Raw genomic sequence first — 19,856 nt, forward strand, 5'->3', positions numbered from 1 at the left:
TTCTCCTTAGAGAACCGGAGCGGCGTGTCAGAATGTTCCCTGTCGCTCGGCCCAAAGTGCCCCCATTGGGATCAGCAACGATTGTTCAAATGCAAGCGACCATGACAAAGCCTCTGCTGCAAGGCCAAATCATTCAGAATTCGAAAGCATGCTCACGTTCGAACCCGGGTAGTGGCTTAATTGCCGCATTAAATGCCCGTCTACCGGTTACAACCCCCCCTGCTTTGAAAAAAAGCCGCGCCACGCCGGAATTGCCCTGCCCTTCGACCGCGACGAGGCGGCCGCCTTCGGCGAGCTGGTCGAGCAGCGCCGCCGGCACTTTGCCGACGCTGCCGCCGACGAAGACGACATCGTAGGGCGCCTTGGCCGCATATCCCTGCGGCAGCGGGCCCTGGACCACGGTCACATTGCCGCAGCCCAGCGATGAGAGCACCGACTTTGCGGTTTCGGCCAGCGCCGAATCACTTTCAAGCGCCACCACGGAGCCCGCCAGTCGCGACAGGATGGCCGAGGCATAGCCGGTGCCGCAGCCGACATCGAGGACCGAATCAGCCTGACTGATCTCGGCCAGTTGCATCAGCTTGGCCAACGGCGAAGGCTCCATCAGATATCGCGCGCCGCCGGGGCCGTCCGCGATGCGGATGTCTTCGTCGATGTAGGCGAGATTGCGCTGGCGTTCGTCGACGAAAAGCTCGCGGGGCACGGAAAGCATGGCGTCGAGCAGCGGCGTGCTGGTCACGTCGGTGGTGCGGATCTGGCCATCGACCATCTTGACGCGAAGCTCGGAGAAATCAGCGCTCATGTCCCAACCAATCCGCTTGCCGCGCCACATCGCGGTTCATTTAGACGGGAACGGCGAGCTCCCTGCGCTGACGCGCGGGAGCCCGGAGATTGGAGGCCTCGCCCGGAATCGAACCGGGGTGCAAGGATTTGCAGTCCTCTGCGTAACCACTCCGCCACGAGGCCTCGTTACTCCCGGCGTTCCACCCGGTTCCAATAGGTTGCGGCGAAAAAGCCGTCAAGCGGCGACAATGCATTCGCGACGGTTTCGCCTGCGCCAGTCCTCGCACCCCGCCCTAAATGCGAGACAGGGCGGTTCGAGCTGCGTTAGCAAGCCGTTAAGCATGGCGGAGGATCGGGAGAAACTCCGCGCACCGGGCTGCGTTGAGGCCGAGGAGGACTGCGCCATGCAGCTGGCCAAACCGGACGAGTCGACCAACAACGCGGACAGCTCGCCGCTGCTGGGGTGCGAGGAGCTGGTGCGCTATGCCATGGATTGCCTCAAGATAGAAGGCACCGGCCGGCTTTCACCGCGCGACCGCGCGCGCCTTGCCTCGGCTTCCGCCGTCCTGAAGGAAATCAGCGAGGATCTGAGAGCAGGCCAACAGGACGCCCCGGAGGAGGCGAGCACTGGAACGCAGGATAGCGCTGCGATTTGATTCGGGCCCCAAAGGCCGCCGCGACGAAGCCGGGCAAGGTCCCCGGCGTGGCCGATCAATCCGGCCGGCGCCGCCGTTCCCACCAGACGACGAACCGGCGCCGATGGCGGCGCACCATGGCGAATTCGTAGGAGAGCACCAAAAGTCCGAGCGGCACCATCCAGAAACCGAGAATCGGCAAGAACCCCAGAATGCCGCCAATCGTCAAAAGCACGCCGATTGCAATCCTGAGGCCGCGCGAACGCGGCATGGTGAACTTGCGCCCGAAGACCGATATCTTTCGCGCCGGTGCCTGGTTTTCTTCTGCTGCCGTCATCTCGAATGGCCGGTCCGTCTGGTGGTTTGAGGATGTCACTTGACGAAAGCCGCGACCGCGCATTCGGTTCCGCGCCCTCGCAAGACGGCTAATATGAGGACGAACGCCGCCGATTGCGAGAAACGCCTGAGCGAAAAAGTCTCGGAAAAATGCGAAATGGTTCTTTGCAAAGCCGAAAAGGGTTTGCTATAGGCTGCGCCACTCGCATGAGAGCCTCTGTTCCCCGGTAGCTCAGTGGTAGAGCAACCGGCTGTTAACCGGTTGGTCGCTGGTTCGAATCCGGCCCGGGGAGCCACTTAATCCAGGGTCCGTTCCGGACACATAGGTTACGGTTTATACCGGAGACATGGGTAACACTTTTGGCCCGAAGGGGTTTTGGAGTGGTTCGAGCCTGCATGTCTCATCATCGAAATATCCCAAATCGTAGTCCATGAAGCTAGCCAGCCAGATATGGTCCTCGACCTGTTTGATGCCGACGATCTGGCCGGCAAAGACAAGGCTGAGGTTGATCTTCTTTCTGTTATAGCAGATGCGGCCGCAGGTGGTGACGGTGAGGGCCTTGTCGTGAAACGGATAGTCGAGGTCTGGTAGGCCGGCATAGGGACGCGTTGAGGGCGCGTAGCGCTCCGCCGGGTAGTCCATGTCGAGCGCCTGGTGCGGGCGTTCTGAGTTGAACTCATCGATGAAGTCATCGAACCTGGCCTGCTGTTGAAGGAAATTGGCACCAGCCGGTTTGGTGGTTTCCTTCTTCAGGGTGAGGTGCATGCGCTCATGACGCCCGTTCTGCTGCGGGCAGCCCGGCTTGATGCGCTCGATGTCGATGCCCAGGCGCAGCCACCAGACCGACAGCTTGCTGAGGTTGAACAGCGCATTGGGGCTGGCGAAGGGAACGCCATTGTCGGTCCTGATCGCGCTGGGGAGGCCGAACTCTTTGAAAACGCTTTCGAACACGGTGAAGGCACAGGCTTCCTTGGTGGTCGAGAGCGCCTCGCAGGCGATGAGATAGCGGCTGGCAAAGTCGGTGATCGTCAACGGATAGCAATAGCGCCGATCGGCGAGCATGAACTCGCCCTTGTAGTCGGCACACCACAGATCGTTGGGGCGACAGCCGTTTGAAAGCGGTGTCCCCGTCGCCCGGTTTCGCCTGCGCTTGCGGTGCTCGACCAGGCCGTGGCGATCGAGCACGGCGTGCACCGTCGAGATCGCCGGCCGGTGCACATCCGGATACAGCCGGGCCAGCCGCTCGCGTATCTTCGGCGCGCCCCATGTCGGCTTGTCTTGCTTGAGGCGCACAATCAGCTTCTCGATTTGAAACGGAAGCTGATTGGCGTGGCGATAGGGCCGACGCGATCGATCCGTCAGCCCCTCCAGGCCGCTATCGTTGTAGCGCGCGAGGATCTTGTAGCCGGTCTTGCGCGAGATATCGAACTCTCGGCAAAGCACGGCCATCTTCTCACCGTCCAGCAGCCGGGCGACGAACTTCAGCCGCTCTTCCATGACGTTACACTCCTTCCAAGGCACTTTGCTCTCCTTGCAAAGGGCCGAAAGTGTAACCCATCTATCCGGAATGAACTGTCACCCATCTCTCGGGAAGGGCACCAGAAATGTCTTTAAACCCAAGCACTGCAAGGGTTTCCGCCTCCCAGAGGTACACTGCGGGGTACACTGGGCTATGACGATCGGCGTGAACCACATTCAGAAGCGCGGCAAGGCCGGATGGCGCTACAGGCGCAAAATCCCTGGAGAACTTCGGGTTATTTTGGGCACGCGAGAACACCTCGTGCCCGCTTGGCGCCACTGACCAGGAGGCCCTCAAGAAATACCCTGGGGTTCATGTAGGGGCCGAGAAGTTTTTTGTCCGACGCGGTCAAGCGCGCGAACGGCCCCGACAGCGTGGGATCAGTTCCGCGACGAAATAGCCGCTGCTTGCAAAACGGGATTTGGCGAGGTCATCGAGGCGGCGCGATCCTATGTCGAATTCGGCGTGCCTGAAGGTCACGTCGCCTTCCACGCAGCGGCTCGATATGCCGATCCGTTCCGCTCAATGTCGTCGAGCAAGCCGTCTCTCGAAGAAACCAAAGCCGATAGTGATCAATGCCGCCAGCAGGAAATATCCTAGCGCGGCGGCGAACAGAGGCTCGTAGACCCGAAATGTCTGCGCGCGAACGAGGTTCGCCGCACCCATGAGTTCGAACACCGTGATCGTCGACGCCAGTGCGGTCCCCTTCAAAAGCAGGATATTCTGGCCGCCGATCGCCGGCAAAGCCAACCTGAAAGCCTGCGGGAGAAGGACGGAAATCATGATCCGTGTTTTCGACAGGCCAAGCGATTGGCCGGCCTCACGCTGCCCTTCTGGAATGGCCTGTATCGCCCCTCTCCAAATCTCGCCACAGTAGGCCGCGGTGTTCAGGGAAAGGGTAAAAAACGCATAGAAGTCCGCGCCTCGCAAAATGGGCCAGAGCGGGCTGTAGCGGATCGAGGGGATCCCCGAGAGAATTTGGCCGATACCGAAGTAGCAGAGGTAAAGCTGGACCAGGAGCGGGGTCCCCCGGAACGCGAGGATAAACGCAACCGCTGGATATCGCAGCCATTTGCTGTTGGATAGCCGGGCCAGTGCAACCGGGATGGCAAGCAAATTGCCGACCACCGCACAGCCGAGGAACAGGATTATGGTGACCTCGACGCCGGCCAGAAGCTGATTGGCAAGGTAGGCTCCAAACTCAGTCACGCTAGCCCCGCCTCCCGCCACGGACGGTGGCTGTTTCGAGGGCATGGAAAAGCATCGCCGATATGCCGGACATGGCGAGGAACACGAACGCGATCGCGCAATAGAACATGAAGTAATCGCGCGTCGCGCCGGCAGCCATCTTGCCGGCGAGAACGAGCTCGGTAAAACCGATCAGGCTGACCAGTGAGCTTTCCTTCAAGACGACCAGCCACAAATTGCCAAGCCCCGGCAAGGCCAAGGGGACCATTTGCGGCACGGTCACCAGGAAGAAGGTCTGGCGCCGTGTCAGACCGAGTGAATAGGCTGCCTCGACCTGACCTCGCGGGATGGCCACGATCGCGCCACGCAGGACCTCCGTGCTGTAGCCGCCTTGAACGATCCCAAGCGACAGGGTCGCGGCGACAAACCCATTGACCTGGAATTCGGAAGTCAGTCCCGCCAGGCTCACGGCCCAGCGCAACGCGTCCGTCGCGGTATAGTAGACGAGAAATATGATGAGAATGTCCGGTACGGACCGGATGATTGTCGTATAGGCAACGGCTGCGGAGACCGCCACGCGGTTCTTCGAGATCTTGGCCACCGCACCCATGAGGCCGAGGGTCAGGCCCACGAGATAGGCGCTGATCGAAATTCCAAGGCTCAGGCAAGCGCCAAGAAGCAATTCGTCGCCCCAGCCCTTGTCCCCGAAGCTGAGCAGGGTTGCCCAAGACACGGTCGAGTTCATACAGCGCGTTCCAGTTCAATGAAGATGGCGACGGCCGCCCCGGGCCGGCCGTCCCCCGGGCCTGAACCAGATGATCAATCGCCGTAAATGTTGAAATCGAAATAGCGCTTGGTGATCGTCTCGTACTCGCCGCTGGCGCGCACCGCCTTGAGTGCTGCATTGAGGCGGTCCCTCAGAGCGGTGTCTTCCTTGCGCAGGCCGCCGCCGTCGCCGTATCCAAACATTTTCTCATGCGGCAGCGTCACCTTGATTTCATAAGCTTGGCCCTCCGGCTTCTTCAAGAAATCCTGGATCTGGATGCCTGCCGCAGCCATGAGATCCACGCGTCCGGCCTGGATGTCCGCGATTTCGTCATCGAGTGTTGGATAGATCTTCACTTCGGCAATGCCGTTGAACTTATCCTGCATGTAGGTCGCCTGCAGGCTGGCACTCTGTGCCGCGACCGCAATCCCCTTGAATGTCTCCGGCTTGGTCACGTCGAACTGCCGCGTATCCGCCTTGGCGCCGACAAGCACGTTGGGCGAATAGTAGTACTTGTCGGTGAAATCGATCACCTCCTTGCGCTTGTCCGTGATCGACATCGAGCTCCAGATGACGTCGAATTTCTTGGCCAACAGCGCGGGAATGATGCCGTCCCAGGCGATATCGACGATCTCACATTTCGCCTTCATCTCTTTGCAAACGGCATTCATCAGGTCGATTTCCCAGCCCTGCCAGGTGCCGCTGGCATCCTTGACGGAGAAAGGCGGGTATGGCTCCGCGGCGACACCGAAACGGATGACATCGTCGGCCGCCGACGATGAATTGGCGGCGCCAAATACCGCCACGATCAGTGACAAGGCGAGTGCAAGCTTTTTCATGATTGTTCCCCTTTTTGTTTATGTGGATTTGTATCTTCCGCAATGATGATGCTGGTAGCCGGGCATCTGCCGATCTTTCGACGTCGGCCCGTGGCCAGCCGGCAGCATCGAGCATCGTGGACTGGTTCGGATGTCGGCGATGCGAACTTGGCCATTCGGCTCAGTCGACCTTCTTTCAGGGCGGTGTTTGAAAACGCTAACAGTTCAAATGATCTCGATCTAATGCCCCCTGCCGTGCGGTTCATCACCAATAGTTATAACGATAGCCCCTTCGAGTGACGCAGTCCGGCGACCGGCAAACGATCGGCGCTCATTGATCGGCGCGTGCGAGGACAGGGCTGAATTGAACGGTTCACGACGCCGCCATTGATCGCGCCTATGAGTTTTCAGCGATAGTCCCGCGCCCACGGGAATAAGCTCGCGACTGTCCACCAAATTTCTGATGTGGCATCGTCGGCTGGTTCCGGGATGGCCGGCCGCAATGCGGTCGGTCCGGTGCGTTCGCTCTAAGGTCGTCATATGAATAGCAGCCCTTGCCGGTCCATCGAGGAGATGAGCGAAAAGATCGCTGCCGGCCTGTCGCCCGTGGAAATCATGGAGGGTTGCCTCGATCGCATCCAGGAACTGAATGAACACATCAAGGCGATGATTTTCGTGGCCGAAGCTGATGCCCTGGACGCCGCGCTTCAGGCCACACGCGAAATCAGATCCGGTCACAGGCGCGGCCCGCTGCATGGCGTGCCGATCGCGGTCAAAGACGTTATCGACGTCAAGGATTGGCCGACAACGGCTGGCTCCCGGTTGTTTCGGGATCACGTCGCGACGGAAACGGCAACATGCATTGCCAATCTTCAGGCGGCCGGCGCCATCATCATCGGCAAGACGAACCTGCACGAACTGTGCGTCGGCGGCCACGACAATCCTTGGCACGGCAAGGTCGCCAACCCGCTTGATCCGGACCGTGGGACAGGTGGCACGAGCAGCGGGTCGGCCGCAGCGGTCGCGGCCGGTTTTTGCCTGGCAGCGGTTGGCACGGACAGCGGCGGGTCAAACCGATCCCCGGCTGCTGCAACCGGCTTGTTCGGTTACAAGCCGACGAATGATCTGATCGCCGTGCAGGGCGTCATGAGCATAGCGCCTTCGCTGGACTGCATCGGCGTTCTTGCACGCTCGGTCAGGGACGTTCGCCTGATGACCGAGGCGCTTGCCGGAAAACGGCTCGCCCCGTCGGCAAGCGGGGGCAGCAAAACGACAACGGGCATCACGATCGGCATCTGCCCCGAACTGCTTGGCGCTCACGTCGACACGTCAGTCGATATCGCGTTGGCTACCATGCTCGATCGTCCTGAAGTGCGCACGGTCGAGATCACCTTCGACGACAGGGAGGCGTTCGTTGCCGCGGGACTGACAATCCTCCAATGTGAGTTCGCGCGAATCTACCGCAATGCAATCGAGCAGAAGCCGGACATGGTCGGCGACGCGGTTCACTTATTCCTGCAGGGCGGCATTCGCATCCATGCCGGCGCCTATGATAGCGCCATCGAAATCCGTAACGGCGTGCGAGGCCGGTTTCTGGAGAAAATCGCGGGCCTGGACGCTCTTGCCATCCCTACGGCGCCTGGATCGGCGCCGCGGCTTTCCGACGAACTCACCGAGGTGAATGGGGAAATGGTGCCGTGGGGAATGGCCGGCGGCCGCTTCCGCCGCTGGGCAAACATGCTTGGCATGCCGGCGTTGGCTATTCCTTTGTTGGTTCCTGACGGGCTCCCGGTGTCGGCGCAACTTGCCGCAGGTCCGGGTCGGGACGCCGGTTTGCTCGACCTCGCCGAAATGTTGACAGGCAACTGAAATCAGCTCCGCCAAATCGCTGAAAGTTCATAACCTCCAGGAATAAACTTCCTTCGCGCGCCTCTTGGAACATCCGGCCCTTCCCATTAATCTTGGCGTTCGCAGCTCGCTGTTTCGCACAGCGATCCAGCTGCCTGGCAAGGTAAGCGGGCATGAAATTTGGCGAAAAGGACACCGTCACGAAGGAGGCAGAGTTTACGCCTCGCGAGATCGAGGTCTTCGCTTCGGTCATGCTGCATGGAACAACCACCAAGGCGGCCGACGCACTTGACATCACGCAGCCGGCTGTCAGCAAGATGCTCCAGCAACTCAGCGAGAAGGCGGATTTCCAGCTGTTCAGGAAAAGCCGGCAGCGGCTGATCCCCACTCCTGAAGCGCACATGCTCTATGCCGAGGTTAAGCGCGTTTTCGAGTCCGCGCGCGGCATCTCGCGCGCCGCGAGGGAAATACGCGAGTTGCGAAGTGGCAGGCTGAACATCTGCGCGCTCCCGGCCTTCGGGTCCACGCTGCTGCCGTCCATCATCACGAGCTTCTCAAAACAGCATCCATCCGTGTCGATTTCCCTGGATATCCGCAGCTCCGCCACGGTGGTGCAGCGGGCGAGCCGCAATCAGCTCGACATCGGAATAGGCGTAACGGCATCGGACGAGAATTCTTCAATCGTCAGGCGAGCGCTGACAGCGACCCCACCGGTTTGCGTTATGCCGGCGGGTCACCGTCTGGCCGAGCTCGACGTGGTGCAGGCGGAAGATCTCGACGGTCTCGACTTCATCGCGATGGGCTCTGCCGATCCGATGCGGCAGCAGCTCGATGCCTTGTGCGAAGAACGCGGAGTGGGACGTCTGTTGAAGGTAGAGGCCAGCCTGTCCAGTGCGTGCATCGCCCTTGTCGCTTCCGGGGCGGGCGTGAGCGTCGTCGACAGGCTTTCGGCGTGGCTGGCACGCGACCTGCCGATCGAGATCAGGGATTTCCGGCCACGTCTCGATCTGAACCTCAGCGTCTACCGGCCTTGGGGTGTCATTGCATCGACGGCGGCGGACGCCTTCACCGAGCATCTCATCCAGACGACGCGAAGCTTTATGAACGGCGTAGAGGCAGGAATCACCGCCCTGGGTCCTCGCCGCCAGGCCGACAGAACTGTTTCCATTCACCGCTGAAAGCCTCTAGCGGAGCGGCAGGCATTCGAACAGGCGGCCGATATCGGCTTCGTCATTGTAGACATGCGGCGACACGCGCATCTTCGTGCCGCGCAGCGTGACGTGCACGTCAGCCCGCTTCAGCTCTTGTGCCGCATTCGGCGCGAGACGGCCCCCTATGTCGAGGATCGCGATATGGGGCGTTGGGTGTCGCGGACGCGCGACCGGCAGCCCTCTGCTTTCCGCCTGCGCCCAGACAAGCTCATTAAGGTGACGCAGGCGCTCAAACACGCGCCCGACGGTCCAGCCGCGGATGAGCTTCATTGCGGCGATTGCGATGGGCAGGACCGCGAAATCGGAGCGTTCCCCCATGTCGAACCGCCGCGCGCCGGGAAGAAACTCGGCTACGGCCACCTTGTAGAAGTCCGATTTGTCCCCGCCCATCCGGTTCCATGAATGATGCTCCAGAGTGCGCCCCTCTGTGTGCCAACGCCGGTCGGCGTAAAGGAATGCGAGGCGATATGGCCCCAGAAGGAACTTGTAGGTGGCAAAGACGAGAAAGTCCGGTCGGACGCGCCGGACATCGAAGGGTATCGCGCCAACCCACTGGGTTCCGTCAACGACAAGACTGGCGCCCGCTGCCCGTGTGGCGGCGGCCACCGCCTCCAGGTCGATCGCCACGCCCTCGAACCAATGCACCAGCGTCCCCGCAACGACCGCGATGGGACGGCTCGAGTCTTGGATTGCCGATACGATCGCGCTGGTCCAGTCGCCGTCGGCTGGTTGCGGGACGATATCAACGCAGGCGCCGGCGCGTTGCGCGAGGTCATACCAGACATATCTGTGCGAGGTGTGTTCGTTCTCCATCAGAAGGATGGCCGAACCTGCCGCAACCAAAACGTTGGCGGCTGCGATAGCCATGCCATAGCTGGTGGCGGCCACAATGGCGATCTCATCGGCATCGGCGCCCACCATTGATGCGGCGAGCTGCCGCGCCTCTTCCACCTCGTCGTAATAAGAGGCGATGGTCATTTTCCAGGGTTCGGCTTTCACCCTGACGCCGGCCTCTCCGGCCGCGACGGCGGCGGTCGGGATCGGAGACATGTATGCGACATCCAGATAAGCTGTCTCGCGGGGAATGGAGAAGAGATCTCGTTGGCAGCTCAGCATGGCATCACAACCTGAAATCAATTGAGGTGCCGAGTCCGGCGTTGCGGGCGGAGATATAGACAAGATTGGCAAGCTCGATGTCTTGCGCCGGAACGCCGAGAGACCGGAAAAGCGTGATCTGATCGTCGCCAGTGCGGCCGGGTTTCGCACCTGCCAGCACGTCGCCGACCTCGCCACGGATATGATCGACGCCGATCACGCCGGTTTCAATCGCCTCGATCAGTTCTCCCGCGGCCGTCAGCGCCATAGGCAGGTAGTCGACCCAGATCTGCGCTCTGCGCACACAGTCGAGGTCGAGCTCGCGGCATGAAGCGACGCTCGCCCCGACCGCATTGATATGGACACCAGGCGGAAGCCATTCGCCGCACAGCACCGGCTTTTCGGAAGATGTCGTGGTGCAGATGATGTCGGCCTCGCGAACGGCCTCGCCAGGGTCGCGATGTGCCTTCGCCTGGAATCCGGCGGCTGACTGCTCCTCGGCGAAGCGCTGCGCCTTTGCAAAGTCGCGACCCCAAATATGGATCGCATGGATCGGCCGGACGCCCGCAATAGCCGCGACATGCCGGCGGGCTTGCTCGCCATATCCGAACAGTGTCAACGTGGTGCTGTCTTCGCGCGAAAGTGCCCTGGTCGCGACAGCACTGGCCGCCGCGGTCCGCCAAGCCGTAAGCTCTCCCCCGTCGATCAAGGCTACAGGCCGTCCATGATCCTTGTCGAACAGGAAGACACCGCCGCGATGAGACGCGAACCCATGCGCGAAATTGTCAGGAAACACGGAAAGCACCTTCGCCCCGAACAGCGGCCGGTCATCCAGCGCAGCATACATAAGCGACAGACAACTCCCGGCCGCACCCGGCAGCTCAAGTGTGCGCCTGATCTGCTGGCGCGCCATGCCGCTCGATGTTTTGCGCAGTGCGGCCTCGGTCGCTTCAAGAGCCAGGGATAGGCTCAAAATGTCCCGGATCGCGTTCTTGTCGATTAGGAGGAATTCCGGCTCGCCACTCACCGTGCAGTCTCTTCCATTCCGCGATCCCCGATGCGCCGATAAGCGTAGCATTGCTCTCGCAAACGGTTGCGCCCGAATTTGATAACTTCGCACGAGAAGTTGCCCGTGCGGGCTAATGGGCCGACCTGGGCAGCCGCAGATGGCTGGGACATTGGTTCATAACTTTTGGCCATGAACGGCAGCGACCAGTTCAATTGACCGCAGTTGGCACCCATTGCAATGTTTTCAGGCAACCGAGGATGTTGTGCGGGGTTGCAAACACATCGCAGGCGCCGATCGAATTAAGAAGAGCGGCGTCAGCAGTACTGTCAAGAACTCCAGCAACATCTCTCAACGATATAGCGGCATTTGCATCGATTCGTCTTTCAGAGATTACTCGTATCGGATGACGTCATTAGCTCGGGAATTTTTGGAGGTCATCTTTATGCGTGTCGTGGTCATTGGTTCCGGTATCGTCGGCAGTTCCGCCGCCTATGAATGCGCCAAGGCGGGAGCAAGCGTCGTCGTGCTGGAGGCCGGACGGATAGCAGGCGGCACGTCGGCGGTAAGCTTTGCCTGGACAAATGCGACGACCAAGCAGCCCCGGCCGTATTTCGATCTGAACGTCTCGGGAATGCGCGCCCATCTTGAACTCAAGCGCGACTTCGGCGTCGCTCCCTGGTTCACCCAGACCGGCAGTTTCGATTGGCGAACAGTGCCGGAGTCGATGGACGATTATTTCGAGAACTTCAGGCAGATGAAGGAATGGGGCTACGGCGTCGAGTGGATCGAGAAGAAGCGCGTCGCCGAGATGGAGCCCGATATCGATGTCTCTGCCTTCGGTGATTGTCCAATCTCCTACTATCCGGAAGAAGGCTGGGTCGATCCGGTGCTCTACTCGGCCTGGCTTTTGCGGGCGGCGAAGGAGCGCTGGGGAGCACAGGTCAAACTCGGTTCCCGCGTGACCGAGATCGAGACCGAAAGCGGGCGCGTACGGGCAGTTCGGACGGCGAACGGAGACCGACACCCTGCGGATGCCGTCGTGAGCTGCACCGGCGGCTGGTCTAGTGAGAGGCTCGGCGATGCCCAGGGTATTCCACTTTCCTCGACCATAGGCGTGCTCGCCTTCACCCCGCCGGTGGCCTTGACGCTCCGCAGCCAGCTGCATGCCGACGATCTGGATATCCGTCCCGACGGAGCGGGCCGCATCATGATCCATAAGGTCTCGGTGGACATGACCCTGGAGAAGCCGGAGGTGCTCAGCCCTGCCGGGAACGAGGCGGCGACGCTCCTGGATGCGGCGACCAAGGTCCTGCCTTCGCTCCGCGACGCAGGTGTGGAAGCCATTCGCACGACGGTCCGGCCGTTCCCGGAGGACGGCTACACCTGTGCCGGCGCCATGCCGGATATCGTCGGCCACTACATGGCCGTAACGCACAGTGGTGTGACCATTGGCCCGCAATTGGGCAAGGTGGTCGCCGACGAAGTCGTGCGCGGCAAAATCCATGACGAAATGGAAACGTTTCGTCCGCAACGCTTCTTCCAGGCCCACGCCCAGCGCTCCGCTGTCGCGCACGTCTGATCCCGCTCAGCAGACCGCTGGATTGCGTACGGCGGCCTGCTTTTGACCAACGCAACCAGGGGCCTCCGCCATGGGGAACATCGAACGATTCGACAAGAACGAACGGCTTAGCCGTATCGTCGTTCACAACGGCACGGCCTATCTCTCGGGCTTGACGGCCGATGACAAGAAAACCGGCACGTCTGACCAGACGAAGGAGATATTGGAAAAGGCGGATCGCCTTCTGGCGAGCGTCGGTTCGGATAGATCGAAGCTGCTGTTCGCGCAGATCTGGTTGAGGGATGTCGAAGACTTCGACGCGATGAACAAGGCTTGGGTCACATGGCTCGACGGCGTGGAGCCCCCGGCACGCGCCACGGTCGGGGCGAGCTTCGCCTTGCCCGAGATCCGTGTCGAGATCCAGCTTACCGCAGCGATTTGACACGTCGCCCGCCACGTCCAGGCCAGCGAGTCCAATCAGATTCGTCAGGGACATGCTTGCGCACCGGCCTTCGCGGCGCGATAGATGCGGCGGTTTGGGGAGGAATCATGCGAAAAGTCCTGGCATCGGCATTGCTGCTGGCGGCTGCGGCGTTCGCGACCGGCGCTCATGCGCTGGACAGCAGCGGCACACCCGTCGTCGTGACACCCCTCGCCTCGCGCACGACCACCGCTTCCGGCCAGCCGATCACGCTGCCGCAGAAGAACGTGCAGGTGCTGGTGTCGACCTACGACATAGCGCCGGGCGCGACCTTGCCGGTGCACAAGCATCCGTTCCCGCGCTACGCCTATGTCGAGGCCGGCACGTTGAAGGTCACCAATGTCGAGACCGGCAACAGCAACACCTACAAGACTGGCGATTTCATCATCGAGATGATCGGGCAGTGGCATCAGGCCACCAATATCGGTGAAGGCCCGGTCAAGCTGCTGGTGATCGACCAGGTCGAGGAAGGCACCAAGAACACGGTTTTGCGCCAGTAAGCCACCGCTGCTCCGGCTCCTCGAACTGTCTCGCCACGGGAGCGCGCCGCGTTAAGTGTTGGCCCAGCTCTTCACATCCGGTTCCGCACGACCGGGCTGACGATGCTATGCCGGTTGCCCGCCTTACCGGCGGAACCGGATTCCCCCCGTTGGGTTTTTCGCGAAATCCCTTTGCTTGGTGAATGCCTTTTCCTGGAGCAAACTCCCTGCCGGGGCTCAAGGAGCAGAAATGAGAGCACGAACAGCGACGGTCGGCGATCTGGAAGACGTGTTTCGCCATTTGTCCAAGCGCATGTCCGACGAATACATCGCCGCCGGCAAGGACAGCAAGGTCGCCTACGACAATCTGATGATGAACCTGAAGGAGGGCCGCGCCCATGCCCTTGTCGACAACGACGGGACCGTAGCGATCGTCGCCTGGCACGAGCATGGCGACGCCGCGGACACGCTGTTCGCCGCGCGCGAGGGCTTTTTCAGGGCCGCGACCGTGCGTTTCTGCAGGCGGCATATCAGGCAGATCCAGGCGCTCGCCGGCAATCTCCCTATTCACTCCCGCAGCTGGCTCACGGGACCGGAAATCGCAAAATGGTTTCGCACCATCGGCTATGTCGAACGCGGCGAGGAAAATGGCGCCAAACTGTTCGAATTGCCGCCGGCCGCGACCCGGCCGGGCTAGGCAAGCAGGTTTGGTGCACCGCGAGTCCAGCCGCCATTGCACCGTGGCACGGCTCGCCTTCGCGCGGCCTTAGCCCCAGGCGCCGACCATTTGGCGTGTCGTGGCGTTCAGCCGATTGAAGGCGTTGATCACGGCGATCTGGATGACGAGCCCGGCAAGCGCCTTTTCGTCATAGTGCCGGGCGGCCTCGTCCCATACCTCGTCCGTCACGGCATCCGTTCTGTCGGCCAGCCTTGTGCCGGCTTCGGCAAGGGCAAGCGCGGCGCGTTCGGCATCGGTGAAGTACGGCGTCTCCCGCCAGGCCGACAAGGCAAAGATGCGTTCGTCCTTCTCGCCAGCCTTCTTGAGTTCGCGCGCATGCATGTCGACGCAAACCGAGCAGCCATTGATCTGGCTGGCGCGCAGATGGACGAGCTTGCGCGTCACATAGGGCAAATCGGCCGCCTCGGTCGACTTGTCCAGCGCCAGCAGCGCCTGCAGGGCGCCGGGGATGAGCATCACGGGGTTCTTGAGCCTGGCTTCCATGGTGTTTCTCCGTTTGAAAAGTTTGGTCAGGGCGCGGTTTGCCATGCCCGGGAGCGGCGCATCCGGGAGACTTGTTGTGGTTCGCCGGCCATGGCGACCGGTTGGTCGAGGAGAGTCGGCGCTCAGCCTTGCTTCGCAGCCACCTGCTCAAGTCGCTCAAGAATACGCGGCCAGCCGCTTCCCATGCCGACATATCCACGCTCGTCGGCCGGCCGGAACCCCGAGTGCTCCATCCGCACCCGGGTCGCCGCGCCCTCAGGCGTGAGCGACCAGGTCACCACGGTTTTCAGTCCGCTGTCGGATTCGCTTCCGTCGCCCCAGCTATAGGCAAGCAGGCGTGGCGCCTCGACTTTCAGCACGACGCAGTTCGTCACCCCGGACCAGCCGGTACCGGTGAAGCGCGGAACGTGAAGCGATGCCCCTCTTGCGGCGCGAAGTCATTCTGCATGAGCCATTCTGCGACGAGTTCGGGCACTGTCAGCGCACGCCATATCTTCTCCGCCGAATGCGGAATCAGCCGTTCAACGACGATCGATTTGGTCTGTGTCATGCCGTGCTCCTCTTAGTCGTCGTCGAGCCACCGCTCGCGATCAATAACTCGATGGCTATGGGTTAACTCATAACCATGTAGTTATAAGACTGTCAAGCAGGGAAATGCCCCCTGGTCCAATGCGCCGTGCCGTTCCTGCTTTCGCGCCCGCCGCGCGGGTGCTACGGGCTTCTCACAACATCATGGACAGGATCACACCTTGACTGAAGAAGCCCGCCCGCCGCTGATCGAAATTTGTGTCGAGGGCATTGATGGCCTTCTGGCCGCACAGGCCGGCGGCGCCGACAGGGTCGAACTGTGCGCCAGCCTCGTCGAAGGCGGCATCACGCCGAGCTTGGGAACCGTGCGCGCCGCGCTCGACCAGGCGATTGTGCCGTTCCATGTCATGGTGCGGCCGCGTGGCGGCGATTTTCTCTACAGCGAAACCGAGTACCGTTCGATGCTGGCCGACGTAGCCGCCCTGCGCGACCTCGGCGTGCCCGGCGTGGTGTTCGGCTGCCTCACCGCCGAAGGCACCATCGACGAGCGCCGCATGAGCGAACTGACGGAGGCCGCCGGCGGCCTTAACGTCACGTGTCACCGCGCTTTCGACATGACGCGCGACCCGGCCGAGGCTTTGGAAGCGCTGATCCGTTGCAAGGTCGGCCGCGTGCTGACCAGCGGCCAACGCGACACGGCGATGGAGGGCCTGTCGCTGCTGGCGGACCTGGTGCGACAGGGGGGCGACCGCATCGTCATTCTCGGCTGCGGCGGGCTCGATCTCGGCAACATTGCCGAGGTGCGGCAAAGGACCGGACTGTCCGAAATGCATTTCGCCGTCCTTAAGGACGTGCCCAGCGCCATGCGCTACCGCAATCCCAAGGTCGGCATGGGTGGCTCCGATCTCGACCGCGAGTATCGCAATACGCTCACCGATACGCCGCTTGTGGCAGCGACGATCGCGGCGGCCAAGGCATGACCGCCCTCTCCCCGATCAGCCGTGTCAGGCAAAGCGACGAAGCGGCCATACTCGCGCTCAACAACGAGCATGCCGCCGAATTGTCGTGGCTTGAGCCCGAGCGCCTGTCTTTCCTGCTTGGCGAGGCGTTCTATGCGCGCCGCATCGGCGCGCTCGAAGCCTTCATCATGACCTTCGATCAAGGGGCTCGGTACGACAGTCCGAATTTTCTCTGGTTTCGCGAACGCTACGAGCGCTTCGTCTATGTCGATCGCGTCGTGGTGGCGGCGCAAGCTCGTGGCCGCGGCCATGCCCGCCTGCTCTACCAAGACCTGTTCGAGCACGCCACGCGCGCCGGCCATGCACTGGTCACATGCGAGGTCAATGCCGACCCGCCCAACCCGGCTTCGGACGCCTTCCATGCCGCGCTCGGCTTCACCGAGGTCGGCGACGCGGTGATCCACGGCGGCAAGAAGGCGGTGCGCTACTACGTCAGGCGGATCATCGCCTGAGCGCTGCTCCTTTCCAGGTCTCTGCCGCTACTGGAACAACGCCGCTGCACTGACCAGCGTCGTCCAGAACCCCCACAACAGCGGGATGCCGACCAGCAGCCAGGCAAGGACCAATTTGACAGAATTGCTGTTGTCTTGCGCCATGATCACTCCTTACGCTGCAGCCGGTTCGGCCTTCATGTGGAACCGTGCATCCACCGGCCGCATCATCAGGTTGAGCAGGAAACCGACGACGAGCAGGCCGGCCATAATGTACATGGTGACCGTGTAGGCATCGGCCTTCGCTACTCCTGCATCGATCTGGTACTGCCTGATGTAGTTGACCAGGACCGGCCCCAGCACGCCCGCCACCGACCACGCCGTCAGCAGGCGGCCATGGATGGCACCGACATACCGCACGCCGAAGACATCGCGCAGATAGGCCGGAATGGTGGAAAAGCCGCCGCCATACATGCTCAAGATGACGCCATAGAACAGCACGAACAGGAACACGTTGCCCGACTGGCCCGTCCACGGCACCACCGCATAAAGGATCACGCCCAGCACGAAGAAGACCGCGTAGGTCGTCTTGCGGCCGATATAGTCGCTGGTCGACGCCCAGAAGAAGCGGCCGAGCATGTTGAAGATCGATAGCAGGCCGACGAAGCCGGCGGCGGCGGCCGGCGTGATGCGTCCCGGGAACATCTCCTGGCTCATGGCGGAGGCTTGGCCGAGGACGCCGATGCCGGCCGTCACGTTGAGGCACAGCACGCCCCACAACAGCCAGAACTGCGGTGTCTTCAACGCGTCGTCGAGATGGACGTTGGCGGTTGTCACCATCGTGTTTTGTGTCGTCGGCGGCGTCCAGCCGGCCGGACGCCAGCCATCGGGCGGCACCCTGACGATGACAGCGCCGATCAGCATGAAGATGAAGTAGACAATGCCCAGCACGATGAAGGTTTCGGCGACACCGATATGCTGCGGGGTCGAAAACAGCTTCAGCAGATAGACCGAAAGCGGCGAAGCGATGAAGGCTCCGCCGCCAAACCCCATGATCGCCATGCCGGTCGCCATGCCCGGCCGGTCGGGAAACCAGGTGATCAGCGTCTTGACCGGCGAGATGTAACCGAGCCCGAGGCCGATGCCGCCCAGGACGCCGTAGCCGAGATAGATGATCCACAGTTGATGCAAGGTGACGCCGAGCGCCGACACGATGAAACCGCCGCCGAAACAGCAGGCGGCCGCGACCATCGCCTTGCGCGGGCCGACGCGATCCAGCCAACCGCCGCCGAAGGCTGCCGCGAGGCCAAGAAACAGGATCGCGATCGAAAAAATCCAGCCGAGTCCGGTCAGCTTCCAGTCGTCGGGCGCCGAATCGGTGATACCGATCAGTTTCGACATCGGCAGGTTAAAGACGCTGAACGCGTAGGCCTGACCGATGCAAAGATGAATGCACAACGCCGCCGGCGGCACCATCCATCTGCTGAAACCGGGCTCGGCGATCGTGCGCGAGCGGTCGAGCCAGCCGCCGGCGTTTTCCCTGGTCGTTGCCATTCCATCCTCCCATGCAATGCTCCGATTCGAATAAACTAGGCGGAGCACGGGGCGGGACAACAAGGAATAGCTGCCATAATACCAATGTCTAAGGACATTGGGCTATCCGGCAAGCAGATCGCCAGGTCACCCCTGGCTATATTAGGACGAACTTACCAAACAAGCTGCCGGACAGGCGGCATCGAGCGAGGCTGACCTTGGCCGCTAGGCAACGCAAGGGAGGGACACTGCGGCGTCACTCACCAGTTGCGGTTCAGCCACTCACGCGACGGCCGCTCGATGACATAATAGCTGCAGAGCGCGCAGGCAAAGACCCCAGCCAGCATCAGCCATGGGTCGCTGCCTCGCTCATAGACGAATTTGTAGAATGGCTGCTGCCACAGATAGAGCGAATAGGACCATAGACCCAACGTCGTCATAGGCCAGGACGACAGCAGTCCAGAAAACAATCTCGTGCTGAAATCGAGAGCGTTGACGGCAAGCGCCAGGAGCGGCACGGCGACCAGATAGTGGATCGGGGTTGGTACCGGGTCCATGAACAGAAGCACCGCCGCGATGGCCGCCGCCACCGCCACATAAGGGCCCTTCAACAGGGCCGGCAGCTTGCCGTCGGTCTTCAGCAGGCAGATGGCGGCCGACAGCAGGATCGACGCAATATGCACGTCGGTGCGCCAGTATGTGGTCTCGTAGTCCATGTGCAGGAACCAGTACGAAACCGCACCGTTTGCCATGGCCAGCACCGCCAGCACCAGGAGCAGCGGGATGACGCGGCTACGGCTTGCGACAAGTGCGCTGATCGCTGCCAGGATGATGTAGGCATGCTCTTCGACACAGAGCGACCAGATGTGGTCGAGCGCGCCGGCGCGGTTCACGAGAATTCCGGCATAGTTGTAGGTGAATGTCAGCGCCGTCAGCGCCGCCTTCCATTTGAAGGCGACGAACGTGCCCGACAGCGCAATCGTCGAAACGATCACGAACACCAGCAGCGCGGGATAGATGCGGGAGAAGCGGCGCTTGAAGAATTTCTTCAGCGGGTAGCGCTCGACGAACAGGATCTCGGCCATCAGCCGGCCGCTGAGCACGAAGAAGAATTCGACGCCCAGTACGCCGAGATTGATCCCTGCAACGGGAAAGAAATGGCCAATGAGCACCAGCGCGATCGAAAGTCCGCGCCAGCCGTCGAGATAGGCCAGTCTTGTCCTGGCGGATCTGTCGGCGACGGATCTTGGCGGCACAACATGCGTCGCGGAGATGTCGGTCATGCCGCTCCCTTCGCATTGAAACATGCGAATAGGGTCGCAGGTCGTGATGAACACTCCGAACCCGGCTCGCGTTTGATCGCCGGCATAGTGCAGTGCAATATCGCTTTGTGCAA

General features: G+C 61.6%; 20 protein-coding genes, 2 tRNA genes and 1 pseudogene. 10 read left to right on the forward strand and 13 right to left on the reverse strand.

What is annotated here, in order from left to right; translation table 11 throughout:
- Positions 1-133: 133 nt before the first annotated feature.
- Entirely contained in the window at positions 134-802 is a 669-nt protein-coding gene (locus tag FJ940_RS10840) for a protein-L-isoaspartate O-methyltransferase (protein WP_140495747.1), read from the reverse strand.
- Positions 803-892: 90 nt separating this feature from the next.
- A tRNA-Cys gene (locus tag FJ940_RS10845) sits at positions 893-966 on the reverse strand.
- Positions 967-1,187: 221 nt separating this feature from the next.
- On the opposite strand from FJ940_RS10845, the gene FJ940_RS10850 reads away from it, so the two are divergent.
- A complete protein-coding gene (locus FJ940_RS10850) occupies positions 1,188-1,439 on the forward strand; it encodes a hypothetical protein (RefSeq protein WP_140495746.1) in 252 nt (83 codons plus the stop codon).
- Between the two features lie 55 nt (positions 1,440-1,494).
- Here FJ940_RS10850 and FJ940_RS10855 read toward each other — a convergent pair whose 3' ends face one another.
- Positions 1,495-1,755, reverse strand: a complete 261-nt coding sequence (locus FJ940_RS10855) for a hypothetical protein (RefSeq protein ID WP_140495745.1) — start codon at positions 1,753-1,755, stop codon at positions 1,495-1,497.
- 220 nt (positions 1,756-1,975) lie between these two features.
- Between FJ940_RS10855 and FJ940_RS10860 the strand changes: the two genes are divergently transcribed.
- Positions 1,976-2,050: transfer RNA gene (locus FJ940_RS10860), tRNA-Asn, on the forward strand.
- Between the two features lie 38 nt (positions 2,051-2,088).
- Here the strand turns inward: FJ940_RS10860 and FJ940_RS10865 are convergent.
- From FJ940_RS10865 to FJ940_RS10880, 4 genes are all read right to left on the reverse strand, one after another.
- Complete coding sequence (locus FJ940_RS10865; protein ID WP_140656500.1) at positions 2,089-3,252, reverse strand: IS481 family transposase; 1,164 nt, start codon at positions 3,250-3,252, stop codon at positions 2,089-2,091.
- A 544-nt stretch (positions 3,253-3,796) separates the two neighbouring features.
- Complete coding sequence (locus tag FJ940_RS10870) at positions 3,797-4,483, reverse strand: ABC transporter permease subunit (RefSeq protein ID WP_140517152.1); 687 nt, start codon at positions 4,481-4,483, stop codon at positions 3,797-3,799.
- 1 nt (position 4,484) lies between these two features.
- Positions 4,485-5,207: an ABC transporter permease subunit gene (locus tag FJ940_RS10875; protein ID WP_140517154.1), complete on the reverse strand. Its 723-nt coding sequence runs from the start codon at positions 5,205-5,207 to the stop codon at positions 4,485-4,487.
- Between the two features lie 74 nt (positions 5,208-5,281).
- A complete protein-coding gene (locus FJ940_RS10880; RefSeq protein WP_140495742.1) occupies positions 5,282-6,067 on the reverse strand; it encodes a transporter substrate-binding domain-containing protein in 786 nt (261 codons plus the stop codon).
- A gap of 552 nt (positions 6,068-6,619) precedes the next feature.
- Between FJ940_RS10880 and FJ940_RS10885 the strand changes: the two genes are divergently transcribed.
- Both FJ940_RS10885 and FJ940_RS10890 read left to right on the forward strand, forming a co-directional pair.
- Positions 6,620-7,915, forward strand: coding sequence for an amidase (locus FJ940_RS10885; protein WP_181171758.1), 1,296 nt, complete (start codon positions 6,620-6,622; stop codon positions 7,913-7,915).
- A 152-nt stretch (positions 7,916-8,067) separates the two neighbouring features.
- On the forward strand, positions 8,068-9,072 hold the full coding sequence (locus FJ940_RS10890) for a LysR substrate-binding domain-containing protein (RefSeq protein ID WP_140656505.1): 1,005 nt from the start codon (positions 8,068-8,070) through the stop codon (positions 9,070-9,072).
- 6 nt (positions 9,073-9,078) lie between these two features.
- Here the strand turns inward: FJ940_RS10890 and FJ940_RS10895 are convergent, their stop codons facing one another.
- Entirely contained in the window at positions 9,079-10,155 is a 1,077-nt protein-coding gene (locus tag FJ940_RS10895) for an aminotransferase class V-fold PLP-dependent enzyme (RefSeq protein ID WP_246671068.1), read from the reverse strand.
- 70 nt (positions 10,156-10,225) lie between these two features.
- Complete coding sequence (locus tag FJ940_RS10900) at positions 10,226-11,227, reverse strand: ornithine cyclodeaminase family protein (RefSeq protein ID WP_181171759.1); 1,002 nt, start codon at positions 11,225-11,227, stop codon at positions 10,226-10,228.
- Between the two features lie 214 nt (positions 11,228-11,441).
- On the opposite strand from FJ940_RS10900, the gene FJ940_RS10905 reads away from it, so the two are divergent.
- From FJ940_RS10905 to FJ940_RS10920, 4 genes are all read left to right on the forward strand, one after another.
- On the forward strand, positions 11,442-12,788 hold the full coding sequence (locus tag FJ940_RS10905) for an FAD-binding oxidoreductase (RefSeq protein ID WP_224519171.1): 1,347 nt from the start codon (positions 11,442-11,444) through the stop codon (positions 12,786-12,788).
- Between the two features lie 70 nt (positions 12,789-12,858).
- Positions 12,859-13,209: a RidA family protein gene (locus tag FJ940_RS10910; RefSeq protein ID WP_140517162.1), complete on the forward strand. Its 351-nt coding sequence runs from the start codon at positions 12,859-12,861 to the stop codon at positions 13,207-13,209.
- 107 nt (positions 13,210-13,316) lie between these two features.
- The gene (locus tag FJ940_RS10915; RefSeq protein ID WP_140495738.1) at positions 13,317-13,748 is read left to right on the forward strand and encodes a cupin domain-containing protein; all 432 of its coding nucleotides are present in this window, start codon (positions 13,317-13,319) and stop codon (positions 13,746-13,748) included.
- A gap of 229 nt (positions 13,749-13,977) precedes the next feature.
- A complete protein-coding gene (locus FJ940_RS10920; RefSeq protein WP_140521047.1) occupies positions 13,978-14,424 on the forward strand; it encodes a hypothetical protein in 447 nt (148 codons plus the stop codon).
- 69 nt (positions 14,425-14,493) lie between these two features.
- Here FJ940_RS10920 and FJ940_RS10925 read toward each other — a convergent pair whose 3' ends face one another.
- Together FJ940_RS10925 and FJ940_RS10935 are read right to left on the reverse strand one after the other, a co-directional pair.
- Positions 14,494-14,949 (reverse strand): carboxymuconolactone decarboxylase family protein, encoded by a 456-nt coding sequence (locus FJ940_RS10925; RefSeq protein ID WP_140495736.1) that lies wholly within the window; start codon positions 14,947-14,949, stop codon positions 14,494-14,496.
- A gap of 122 nt (positions 14,950-15,071) precedes the next feature.
- Positions 15,072-15,499: pseudogene (locus tag FJ940_RS10935) on the reverse strand (SRPBCC domain-containing protein).
- Between the two features lie 199 nt (positions 15,500-15,698).
- On the opposite strand from FJ940_RS10935, the gene FJ940_RS10940 reads away from it, so the two are divergent.
- Positions 15,699-16,457: a copper homeostasis protein CutC gene (locus FJ940_RS10940; protein WP_140555124.1), complete on the forward strand. Its 759-nt coding sequence runs from the start codon at positions 15,699-15,701 to the stop codon at positions 16,455-16,457.
- Complete coding sequence (locus FJ940_RS10945; RefSeq protein ID WP_140495733.1) at positions 16,454-16,948, forward strand: GNAT family N-acetyltransferase; 495 nt, start codon at positions 16,454-16,456, stop codon at positions 16,946-16,948. The genes FJ940_RS10940 and FJ940_RS10945 overlap by 4 nt, the downstream gene beginning before the upstream one ends.
- Before the next feature lie 153 nt (positions 16,949-17,101).
- Here the strand turns inward: FJ940_RS10945 and FJ940_RS10955 are convergent, their stop codons facing one another.
- On the reverse strand, positions 17,102-18,481 hold the full coding sequence (locus FJ940_RS10955; protein WP_140495731.1) for an OFA family MFS transporter: 1,380 nt from the start codon (positions 18,479-18,481) through the stop codon (positions 17,102-17,104).
- A gap of 239 nt (positions 18,482-18,720) precedes the next feature.
- Positions 18,721-19,743 (reverse strand): acyltransferase, encoded by a 1,023-nt coding sequence (locus FJ940_RS10960; RefSeq protein WP_140656511.1) that lies wholly within the window; start codon positions 19,741-19,743, stop codon positions 18,721-18,723.
- Positions 19,744-19,856 lie beyond the last annotated feature (113 nt).

It is taken from the genome of Mesorhizobium sp. B2-3-7 (genome assembly GCF_006442695.1).
GTDB lineage: Bacteria > Pseudomonadota > Alphaproteobacteria > Rhizobiales > Rhizobiaceae > Mesorhizobium.

Coding starts and splice junctions, on each gene's coding strand:
- FJ940_RS10960 (WP_140656511.1), bottom strand. CDS start 19,743: ATGACCGACATCTCCGCGACGCATGTTGTGCCGCCAAGATCCGTCGCC.
- FJ940_RS10840 (WP_140495747.1), bottom strand. CDS start 802: ATGAGCGCTGATTTCTCCGAGCTTCGCGTCAAGATGGTCGATGGCCAG.
- FJ940_RS10875 (WP_140517154.1), bottom strand. CDS start 5,207: ATGAACTCGACCGTGTCTTGGGCAACCCTGCTCAGCTTCGGGGACAAG.
- FJ940_RS10915 (WP_140495738.1), top strand. CDS start 13,317: ATGCGAAAAGTCCTGGCATCGGCATTGCTGCTGGCGGCTGCGGCGTTC.
- FJ940_RS10890 (WP_140656505.1), top strand. CDS start 8,068: ATGAAATTTGGCGAAAAGGACACCGTCACGAAGGAGGCAGAGTTTACG.
- FJ940_RS10885 (WP_181171758.1), top strand. CDS start 6,620: ATGAGCGAAAAGATCGCTGCCGGCCTGTCGCCCGTGGAAATCATGGAG.
- FJ940_RS10955 (WP_140495731.1), bottom strand. CDS start 18,481: ATGGCAACGACCAGGGAAAACGCCGGCGGCTGGCTCGACCGCTCGCGC.
- FJ940_RS10850 (WP_140495746.1), top strand. CDS start 1,188: ATGCAGCTGGCCAAACCGGACGAGTCGACCAACAACGCGGACAGCTCG.
- FJ940_RS10880 (WP_140495742.1), bottom strand. CDS start 6,067: ATGAAAAAGCTTGCACTCGCCTTGTCACTGATCGTGGCGGTATTTGGC.
- FJ940_RS10855 (WP_140495745.1), bottom strand. CDS start 1,755: ATGACGGCAGCAGAAGAAAACCAGGCACCGGCGCGAAAGATATCGGTC.
- FJ940_RS10925 (WP_140495736.1), bottom strand. CDS start 14,949: ATGGAAGCCAGGCTCAAGAACCCCGTGATGCTCATCCCCGGCGCCCTG.
- FJ940_RS10865 (WP_140656500.1), bottom strand. CDS start 3,252: ATGGAAGAGCGGCTGAAGTTCGTCGCCCGGCTGCTGGACGGTGAGAAG.
- FJ940_RS10945 (WP_140495733.1), top strand. CDS start 16,454: ATGACCGCCCTCTCCCCGATCAGCCGTGTCAGGCAAAGCGACGAAGCG.
- FJ940_RS10895 (WP_246671068.1), bottom strand. CDS start 10,155: ATGTCTCCGATCCCGACCGCCGCCGTCGCGGCCGGAGAGGCCGGCGTC.
- FJ940_RS10910 (WP_140517162.1), top strand. CDS start 12,859: ATGGGGAACATCGAACGATTCGACAAGAACGAACGGCTTAGCCGTATC.
- FJ940_RS10920 (WP_140521047.1), top strand. CDS start 13,978: ATGAGAGCACGAACAGCGACGGTCGGCGATCTGGAAGACGTGTTTCGC.